Annotated in this window: 10 protein-coding genes; 3 read left to right on the top strand and 7 right to left on the bottom strand. The window is 63.5% G+C overall.

Annotated elements, in window-relative coordinates; translation table 11 throughout:
- From C41B8_RS05770 to C41B8_RS19435, 7 genes are all read right to left on the bottom strand, one after another.
- A complete protein-coding gene (locus C41B8_RS05770; protein WP_037335300.1) occupies positions 1-558 on the bottom strand; it encodes a DUF4040 domain-containing protein in 558 nt (185 codons plus the stop codon).
- The gene (gene mnhG, locus C41B8_RS05765; protein WP_037335298.1) at positions 555-875 is read right to left on the bottom strand and encodes a monovalent cation/H(+) antiporter subunit G; all 321 of its coding nucleotides are present in this window, start codon (positions 873-875) and stop codon (positions 555-557) included. Before mnhG ends, C41B8_RS05770 begins: the two co-directional genes overlap by 4 nt.
- Positions 876-905: 30 nt before the next feature.
- The gene (locus C41B8_RS05760; protein WP_037335295.1) at positions 906-1193 is read right to left on the bottom strand and encodes a monovalent cation/H+ antiporter complex subunit F; all 288 of its coding nucleotides are present in this window, start codon (positions 1191-1193) and stop codon (positions 906-908) included.
- A 1-nt stretch (position 1194) separates the two neighbouring features.
- Complete coding sequence (locus C41B8_RS05755; protein WP_037335429.1) at positions 1195-1674, bottom strand: Na+/H+ antiporter subunit E; 480 nt, start codon at positions 1672-1674, stop codon at positions 1195-1197.
- Between the two features lie 55 nt (positions 1675-1729).
- Positions 1730-2479, bottom strand: coding sequence for a TVP38/TMEM64 family protein (locus C41B8_RS05750; protein WP_037335293.1), 750 nt, complete (start codon positions 2477-2479; stop codon positions 1730-1732).
- Positions 2476-3408 carry an ArsR family transcriptional regulator gene (locus tag C41B8_RS05745; RefSeq protein ID WP_037335291.1) on the bottom strand — a complete coding sequence of 311 codons (933 nt, stop codon included), beginning with the start codon at positions 3406-3408 and terminating at the stop codon, positions 2476-2478. Before C41B8_RS05745 ends, C41B8_RS05750 begins: the two co-directional genes overlap by 4 nt.
- Before the next feature lie 93 nt (positions 3409-3501).
- Positions 3502-4620: a phasin family protein gene (locus C41B8_RS19435; RefSeq protein WP_051883143.1), complete on the bottom strand. Its 1119-nt coding sequence runs from the start codon at positions 4618-4620 to the stop codon at positions 3502-3504.
- Positions 4621-4868: 248 nt separating this feature from the next.
- On the opposite strand from C41B8_RS19435, the gene fadB reads away from it, so the two are divergent.
- The 3 genes from fadB (at position 4869) to C41B8_RS19430 (ending at position 9405) form a co-directional block, all read left to right on the top strand.
- Positions 4869-7019: a fatty acid oxidation complex subunit alpha FadB gene (gene fadB, locus C41B8_RS05735; RefSeq protein ID WP_037335288.1), complete on the top strand. Its 2151-nt coding sequence runs from the start codon at positions 4869-4871 to the stop codon at positions 7017-7019.
- A 46-nt stretch (positions 7020-7065) separates the two neighbouring features.
- Positions 7066-8241, top strand: a complete 1176-nt coding sequence (gene fadA / locus C41B8_RS05730; RefSeq protein WP_037335286.1) for an acetyl-CoA C-acyltransferase FadA — start codon at positions 7066-7068, stop codon at positions 8239-8241.
- A gap of 474 nt (positions 8242-8715) precedes the next feature.
- On the top strand, positions 8716-9405 hold the full coding sequence (locus C41B8_RS19430; protein WP_198025068.1) for an OmpA family protein: 690 nt from the start codon (positions 8716-8718) through the stop codon (positions 9403-9405).
- The last annotated feature ends 58 nt before the right edge of the window (positions 9406-9463 follow it).

The following is a 9463-nucleotide window of genomic DNA, read 5'->3' as shown; positions in this document are numbered from 1 at the left end:
TTACGCCTTGTTGGATCGTTTGCCGCGCCGGCTGCGGCCGAGCAATATCAGGACGCCGAGCCCGGCGGTGAACACCACGGCGGTCTCGCCGAGCGTGTCGTAGCCGCGGTAGCTGGCGAGCACTGCCGTGACAGTGTTGGGTACGTCGATCTCGTGTTGCTCGGCGACCAGGTATTCGTGCCGCAACGGATGTGTCTGCACGGGCGTGTCTTTGGCGCCGAAATGCGGCATGTCCAGGCTCGCGTAGACCAGCATTGCGCCCGTGGCGAAGGTGACCACCAGCCCGATGACTTGGCGCGACGCCTTGACCGGTTTCTCCCGGGCGCGCGTCAGGCCGAAGGTGGCGAGAAACAGTACCGTCGTCACGCCGGCGCCCACGGCGGCCTCGGTCAGCGCCACGTCGGGCGCGTTGAGCAGGGTGAACAGGCTCGCCGACAACAGGCTGTACAGCCCGGTGAGCATGGCCACCGGAAACAGGTGCCGCATGCCGGCCAGCGCCAGGGCGACGGCCACCAGGAACACCAGCAGACCGAAGTTGAGCAGAATCTCGGTGGTCATCGGCGGGCTCTCTTTTCGGAGGCGGGGCGGACGCCGTCCTGACGCGCCGCACGCGCCAGAGCATGGGTGGCAGTCGGGCTGGTGATCAGCAGGAAGACCACGATCAACACCAGTTTGGCCGTCGTCAGCCCGAGCCCGGCCTGGAACATGAGGCCGATCAGAATCAGCAACATGCCGCCGGTGTCCGCCACCGAGGCCGCGTGGATGCGGCTGTAGAGATCAGGCATGCGCAACATGCCGTAACCGCTGATCACGCAGGCGAGCGCACCGGTAACGATCAATAGCCAGCTGACGATGTCGGCAATCAGACCGAGCATGACGGGGCCTCCCGGAAGCGAGCGACGGATTCAGACATCGGCGTCGTCCCGGGCATCGCTATCCCAGCCGAGATCGCCGTACTGCATGAACTTGAGCACGGCGATGGTGCCGATGAAGTTGATTAGCGCGTAGGTGAGCGCGAGGTCGAGGAATTCCGGCCGCCCGGCGAAAAACCCCAGGAGCGCGATCAGCAGCACGGTCTTGGTGCCGAACAGATTGATCGCGAGGATGCGGTCGTAAACGGTCGGCCCGGCGAGTACGCGTACGAGCACCAGCAGCATGGTCATTGCCACGCCGATGAGTCCGGCAATGAACATGTCAGCTCTCTCCGTGTTCCAATCGCGCGACGCGCCGCGCCATGGTGCCGGCTTCGATATCCGCTGCGCCGTCTTCGGTGAGCGCATGCACAATGGCTTCGTTGTCTTCGAGTCCGACCGTGACCGTCCCCGGTGTGAGCGTGATGGAATTGGCCAGAATCGCCTGGCCCAGCGGATCGTGGGTCCGGGTATCGATAATCACCGTGCGCGGCGAAATCGCCGCACGACCGCGCAGCAGGCGCGTCGCCACATCGACGTTCGAGCGCACGATCTGCAGGCCCAGCCAGAGCGTATAGCCCGGCAAGCGCGGTAGCAGATGGAGCGGGACCGATTCGTGGCTCACGATGCCGAGACGTCGGCATAGCCAGACGACGAATACGCAGGACAGGGCGCCAAGCGCCATCGTCAGCGGCGCATAGTGCCCTGACAGCAGCAGCCAAAGAACCGCTAAACCCGTGGCCAAGCCGAGCAGATAACGCACGCCCACCCCTCGATGCGATAACGATGAAAGACGGTACAAAAGCCCGTGCGGAGGGTCAATTCGTATCTTGCGTCGTCGCGGCCTCGGCGCGTGCGGCGAGGGCCTTGCGGCGCCGATAGGCGAGGTACGCGATGATCGCGCTGGCGACCAGCAGGCCGGCGGAGATCATGAGCTGGGTACTGTCGATAAGTTGTTCGGGCGAGAAGCTATTACGCTTGAGCAGTTTAGGCAAATTCACCGTCGCCCCGAACGATACGAACGTCACCATGGGGGGCAGCATGCCGATCACGCTGCCGGCGGTGTACGACAGCCACGGCACGCGCAACAGCCCGCAGGAGTAGTTGACTAGGTCGAACGGGAGAAACGAGGCCCGCAGCACGAGAACCGTCGGAAACGCTTGTTCGACCAGTAGCCGACGGAATGCCGCGATGCGCGGGTTGCGGTCGGAGTGCCCGTCGCCGTCGACGTCCGTACGGAAGAATCGGGCCAGCAGATAAGCGGTCTGGGCCGAGGCGTTTTCGCCCAGCAGGGCGAAGATCAATCCCGGGAAAAAGCCGAACAGGCTGCCGCCGGCAATCGTGAGCCACATGGCGGGGAAGAAGGTCAGCGGGCGCAGGGCATAGATGATGATATAGACGATCGGCGCGATCGGGTTGTTCACCACATAGTCATAGACCAAGCGCATGATTTCGCGCACGGTCAGCCCCTGGTGCCACACCCATAGGCCCAGGCCGATCAGCACGAGAACCCAGATCAGACCGAAGATCAAGCGAAGATGACGACGATGTCGGCGGGTTGCGTTCATCTTTTGTCGGCGCTGGCCGTGATCAGTCGGAAATAGGGCGGCTGTCGCTCGCGACTGCGAATCGCGCAGTCGCGCACTGTGAGGCCCGCTTGTTCGAGCCAGCCACCGATCTGTTCCGGAGTGAAACCCAGGTTAACGTGATCGTAGGCGGCCACGGTTGCCTCGTGTTCGTGTTGTGCGATCGTGGCGACGACGAGCCTGCCGCCGGGGCGCAGGACACGCGCTCCCTCGCCGAGCGCGATTGCGGGCTGCGCACTATAGCTCAAGGCATGCAGCATAAACACCTGATCGAAGACGTCGTCCGGCCACGGCAAGGCGTGCATGTCGCCGACCTCGAAGCCGACGTTGGCGCGATCCGCCAGGCGATGCCGTGCGGCCTCGATGACCGCGTCGCTGAGATCCAGGCAGGTGAAACGCCGTGCTCGCGGGCTCAGCAATTCGGCCAGCACGCCGTCGCCCGAACCCACGTCGAGCACGTTGCCGAGATCGAGTAGCTCGATCATGGAACGGCTAACCGCCTCCCAAGTGCGTCCCGGCGAGTACTGCCGCTCCATGCGTCCGGCGACCGACTCGGCCCAGCCCCCGCGCGATGACCGGCGTCGTGCGATTTCGGCCGCGCGTTCGCGGTCCTGGGCCAGCTGGGCGTCGTCGATGCGTTCCGACAGCAGGTTCCAGAGCGGGCGGATGTCGCGCGGCCAGCAGGTGGCATCGACGGTGTAGCGGTTGCCGACGCCCAGGCCGCCGTCGACGACGAGCCCGGCTTCACGCAGCCGCGCGAGGTGACTGGAAATTCGGCTCTGCGTGAGCTGGGTGACCGACGTGAGCTCAGCCACGCTCAACGGCTCGTGTCCCAGCAACAGCAACAGGCGCAGCCGTGTGGGCTCGGCCAGAAGCCGTAGAAGCTGGGAACTATCGTTGAGATCGAGCATGCAATGAATTCAGCGAACGGATGAGCGCACGGCAAGCATCCAATAAAAAGGCCGCTCGTGGAGAGCGGCCCCGTGAGCAATCGAGCCGGCGGGTCAGCTGGTGGACGAACCGGTGCCGCCGGTCGAGCCGGAACTGTCGCCACTCGAGGAGTTGCCGGAACCGTTGGACGAGGATTTAGAGCCGGACGACGAACGTTTCGTTGCGGTCGATTTGGCGGTCGACGATTTCGATCGGCTCGAGGTGGATTTGGCGCCGGACGTTCGTTTCTTGGTGCCGGTCGTCTTGCTGGTCGAGCTGGCGCTTCGGGTCGATTTGCCGGTACCGGAACTGCTCGTACTAGCCCGCTTCGAGCTCGTTTTCTTGGGCGAACTCTTGCGGGTCGAGGTCTTGGTCGTCGATGTCTTGCCCGAGGCGGCTCGCGACGAGGAAGACTTCGAGGTTGACGCTTTCGACGTGCCCGACTTCGTTTTGCTGCTGGCGCGCGATTTCGAGGTGCCCGTCGAGGTCTTGGACTTCGTGCCGCCGCTGGCGCCGGACGATTTGGCGGAGCCGCCGGAACGCGCGCCGGTCTTGGCCCGGGTAGTGCTGGTGCGCTTCTTGGCGGTCGAGCCGCCGCTGGTACTGGCGGTGCCGCTGCTCGCGCTCGACGAGCTCTTGCTCGTCGCCGGCGGCGTCGTGCTCGCGGGTACGGCGTCAGCCGCATCCTGCGCCGCGTCGCGTACGCTGGAGGCGGTTTGCTCGACGGCCTGTTCGGCTGTTTTTTCCGCGCTATCCGCCTGGCGCGTGACTTCGGCGCGTGCTTTCTCGGCCGCGCGCGCAGCCGCTTCCTGGGCCGCCTCGCTCATCTGTTCGACCCGGGTGTCGGTGCCGCCCAGGTTGTCGCGAATCTGGGTCGAGACTTCACGTCGCGTATTTTCCAGAATCGACAGACTCTGACGGGCGTTCGTCAGAATGCGATCCATCGTGTCCTGCAGCAGCTGGACCTGCGCCACCGCCAGATCACGCGGCGATCCACCGCGTTTAAGGGTCTGCAGACTGGTCAGCGCTTGCTCGTAATGGGTGCGGATCGCCGATAACTCGTGCTCGGCGAGCTGCTCGATGCCGTCATAAATCGCCTTATTGGCCGACGTCAGCGCCCCGGTGTAGTTCCGGCGCAGCGAATCGATATCGCTGCGGATCTGCGTGATGGGATTCTTCTTCGAACGCGCCATGATGAAAACGTCCCTGATCCGGCGGATAAAGCGCTAGATAATCATGCTGGCTGATGACTGTCAAAAACCCGGCGTGCCGGCATCGACGTGCCGGAAGCTGCGCTCGGTAAGCGCTGTTACTAAAAGTGCCGCGGGCGTTGTAGACCGATTGACAATACGCTAGCGTATTGATCGAGGTTTTTACGACGAGTCGGCGTTGAACCGTTGATGCGCCGGCGTCTTTATTCGTTTATTGGAGCGTGTAATCCATGTTGTACGAAGGATCGAAACTCAAGGTCACAGTGGATGGCGATATCGCTGTGCTGTGTTTTGACGCGAAGGACGAATCGGTCAACAAATTCGACGAAGCCACCATGGCCGAACTCGGCGAGGCCGGGAAGGCACTGGCCGAGGCATCGAACATCAAGGGCCTGCTGGTCACATCGGGCAAACCGGCATTCATCGTCGGCGCCGACATCATGGAATTCGGTGAACGTTTTAAAAAGCCCGAGGATGAACTCAAGGCCGGTATGGCCGAATCGCTGGCCGTGTTCAATACGATCGAGGATCTGCCGTTCCCGAGCGTGACGGCCATCAACGGCATGGCGCTTGGTGGCGGCCTGGAAATGTGCCTGTCCACCGATTACCGCGTCATGGGGCAATCGGCTCAGATCGGTTTCCCGGAAACCCGGCTTGGTATTTATCCGGGCTTCGGCGGCACGGTGCGCGCGCCCCGGCTGATCGGCGCCGACAACGCGATCGAGTGGATCGCCGATGGCAAGAACCGCGATGCGAAGAAGGCGCTGGCGGTCGGCATGGTCGATGCCGTAGCCGCCGACGACGACCTGGAGGCCGCAGCCCGCGATCTGTTGGCCAAGGCTATCGATGGCGAATTCGATTGGCAGGCCCGCCGTGCCGAGAAGACCGGTCCGCTCAAGCTCAATCGCACGGAAGCCGCGATGGTCTTCGAGACCTCCAAGGGTTACGTCATGGGCCAGACGAAGGGTAATTACCCGGCGCCGATCGAGGCCATTCAGCGTATGGCCCAGGCGGCTTCGATGGGCCGCGATGAGGCGCTCAAGGTCGAAAGCGAAGGTTTCATCAAGGTCGCCAAGAGCCCGCAAGCGGCCGCGCTGATCCAGCTCTTCCTTAACGATCAGCTGATCAAGAAGAAGGGCAAGAAATACGCAAAGGTGGCGCATGAAGTGAAGCAGGCGGCCGTACTCGGCGCGGGCATCATGGGCGGCGGCATCGCCTACCAGTCGGCCTACAAGGGTGTGCCGACCTTGATGAAAGACATCAAGGAAGAAGCCATCGACCAAGGGCTGGAAGAGGCCGCCAAGCACTTCGCCAAGGGCGTGGAGCGCGGCAAGCTGGACAACCGCGCGATGGCCGAGGGCATGTCGCGCATCCGGCCGACGCTGTCGTATGCCGAGTTCGATCACGTCGACGCGGTGATCGAGGCCGTGGTCGAGAACCCCAAGGTCAAGAAGAGCGTGCTCGCCGAGACCGAAGAGAAAGTCTCTGACCAGACGATCCTCGCATCGAACACCTCGAGCATCTCGATCGACGATCTGGCCACTGCGCTCAAGCGCCCCGAGAATTTTCTCGGCATGCATTTCTTCAACCCGGTGCATCGCATGCCGCTGGTCGAGGTTATCCGCGGCAAGGCAACGTCCGAGGAAGCCGTGGCGACGGTGGTCGACTTCGCCCACAAGCTCGGCAAGACGCCGATCGTGGTCAACGACTGCCCGGGCTTTCTGGTCAACCGGATTCTGTTCCCGTACTTCTTCGGCTTCCAGCAGCTGATCGCTGACGGCGCCGATTTCGCCAAGATCGACAAGGTGATGGAGAAGTTCGGCTGGCCGATGGGCCCGGCTTATCTATCCGACGTAGTCGGCATGGATACTTCGCAACACGTCGAGGAAGTGCTGGCTGCCGGTTATCCGGACCGGATGAAGCAGGACGAGAAATCGTCGCTGGACGTCATGGTGGAGAACAATCGCCTCGGCCAGAAGACCGGCTCGGGCTATTACAAGTACGAGCAGGACAAGAAGGGCAAGCCGAAGCGCTCCGAAGACCCGGAAGCCTACGAGCTGATCAAGACGATCCAGCGCGACGACCAGGACTTCGAGCCCGAAGAGATCGTCGATCGCATGATGATCCCGATGATCATCGAGGCGGCCCGTGCGCTGGAAGAAGGCATTGCCGAAACGCCGAATGAAGTCGACATGGGCCTGATCATGGGTCTCGGTTTCCCCCCGTTCCGCGGCGGCGCCTTCAAGTACGCCGACGCCCAGGGGCTGGCTACCGTCTGCGACAAGGCCGACAAATACGCGCGGCTGGGCAAGCTCTACGAGCCGACCGAGCGCATGCGTGACATGGCCAAGAACCACGAGACCTATTTCCGGATGTCGTAGCGCGTCAATCGCAGCCACGCATCCCATCCTTTTTTCGGAGAACCTCATGCAAGCCAATGGCAGTAATGAAGTCGTGATCGTCGACGCGGTGCGCACCGCGATGGGCCGCTCCAAGGGCGGCATGTTTCGCGACACCCGCGCCGAGCAGCTCTCGGCCGAACTGATGAAAGCGCTGGTCGAGCGCAACAAGCTCGACCCGAACGAGATCGAGGACGTCATCTGGGGCTGTGTTCAGCAAACCAAGGAGCAGGGCCTAAATATCGGCCGCAATGCCGCGTTGCTGGCCGGGCTGCCGCACGCGGTGGCCGGGCAGACGGTCAACCGGCTGTGCGGCTCGTCCATGCAGTCGATCCATTCCGCGGTCGGCGCCATCGCGGCCGGCATCGACGGGGTCTATCTCTGTGGCGGCGTCGAGCATATGGGCCATGTGCCGATGGACTACAACGTGGATATCGCGCCGCAGCTGTCGCGATATGTCGCCAAGCCGGCGGCGATGATGGGCCTGACCGCCGAAATGCTGGCCAATATCCATCAGATCGATCGCCAATCGCAGGACACGTTCGCCTTGCAGAGCCACCAGCGCGCACACAAGGCCAACGTCGACGGCGAATTCGCCGACGAAATCGTGCCGGTGGCCGGCGTCGATGAAAACGGCCATCTGCAGATGTGCAAGGCCGACGAAGTCGTACGCGCCGATGCCAATCTCGATGCGCTGGGATCGCTGCGCCCGGCGTTCAACCCGCGAGGCGGCACGGTCACGGCCGGCAACTCATCGGCGATCTCCGACGGCGCCGCGGCGGTACTCGTCATGTCGGCGGCCAAGGCCAAGGCCCTCGGCATGACGCCGATGGCGAAGATTCGCGGCATGGCTGTGGCCGGCTGCGACCCGTCGGTGATGGGACGCGGCCCGGTGCCGGCTACTCAGAAGGCGCTAGCGCGCGCCGGTGTGAGCCTGGCCGATATCGACTACATCGAGCTCAACGAAGCTTTCGCGGCGCAGAGCCTCGCCGTGCTCAAGGAGCTGGGCATCGAGGATCGTCAGGACGTCATTAACGTTCGCGGTGGTGCCATCGCGCTCGGGCATCCGCTGGGCACCTCCGGTGCGCGGATCACGGGGGCACTGGCGCATATTCTCGAGGACAAGGGCGGCACCCTGGGTCTGGCCACCATGTGTATCGGCATGGGCCAGGGTATCGCGACCGTCATCGAGCGGGTGGGTTAGCCGCGGCAATAACAAGAACGGTTGGGGGGAACGGAAGCCGGCCTTCGGGCCGGCTTTTTTTATTGCGCGCCCGGCGCCCGTGCCGCCGGGCGGCGTCTCGATCACGGCTCTGGCGAACGGCCACAGCCAGAAGCGCTGGCGTATGCTTTGTTTCCGGGGTGCCAGGTCGTACAGTAATCACCCATGGAGCGTTTGCGAACATATCGTGGCCGACGTTGGCGCGCTATCGCCGGCCTGACCGTTATTTTATCGGCCCTCGCGGTGATCGCAGGCACGCCGCCTGATGCCGCAGCCAGCCCATCGACGTTGAGCGTGCCAATCGCCATGCCCGCGAAGGCCAAGCCATTGGCCGCAGTTCGCTCGAAAAACACCTATCCGCTCATCGTGGGGCGAATCGTTCAACTCGGCGGGATCCCCGGCAATATTTCGGCTGTACGGGTCGTCGACGGTTCGGCCCTGCAGCGGACATTTATCATGCCCGATGCCGGGTCGGCCAAGGCGCTTGCGGCAACGCTTGCGCAACAACTGACGCAGGCCGGGTTCAAACCGTTGTTTTCCTGTGACGGCGCGACCTGCGGGCCGCGTTTCCAGAAAGTTTCGCCCGGTTATCGTGCGGCGCCCGCGCATTTCGACGGACCGCTGGCCGGTCAGGTTTATCGTGCGATGCGGCGGCCCGGTGCAAACGGCGACGAGTACGTCGCCCTGCAGATCGCACCGGACGACGCCGGGCTGGCGGTTCAGTTCGACGTGGCCCGCTCGCAGCCGCGAGAAGTCGGGGCGATCTCGGTGGATGCGGCCGAAATGGCGCGCCAGCTCACACAAACCGGGCATGTCGCGCTGCACGGTATCTTTTTCGGCACCGACAGCGTTCGTATCAAGCCGGAATCGCGCTCGATGGTCGATCAGATCGCCAAGCTTCTCGAGAACAAGCCCAAGCTACGATTGTTGGTGGTCGGCCATACCGACAACCAGGGCAGTTTCGCCTATAACCAGGCGCTGTCGGAACGCCGGGCGAAGGCGGTCGTCCAGGCCTTGGTCAAGCAACACGGCATCAACCCGGGTCGGCTCAAACCCGTGGGTGTGAGTTATGCAGCACCGAGCGCGAGCAACGCGACCGCCGCCGGTCGAGCCAAGAATCGTCGTGTCGAGCTCGTGCCCTGGTGAGATCGCACGGTGCTCGACATGGGGGCGGCGATAGCCCGCGCGTGTCGGCCGGCGGTTT

Origin of the sequence: Salinisphaera hydrothermalis C41B8, from assembly GCF_000732535.1 — a bacterium.
GTDB classification, from domain to species: Bacteria; Pseudomonadota; Gammaproteobacteria; order Nevskiales; family Salinisphaeraceae; genus Salinisphaera; species Salinisphaera hydrothermalis.
The sequence above is the reverse complement of the archived record's forward strand: the minus strand, read 5'-3'. Positions and strand labels throughout refer to the sequence as shown.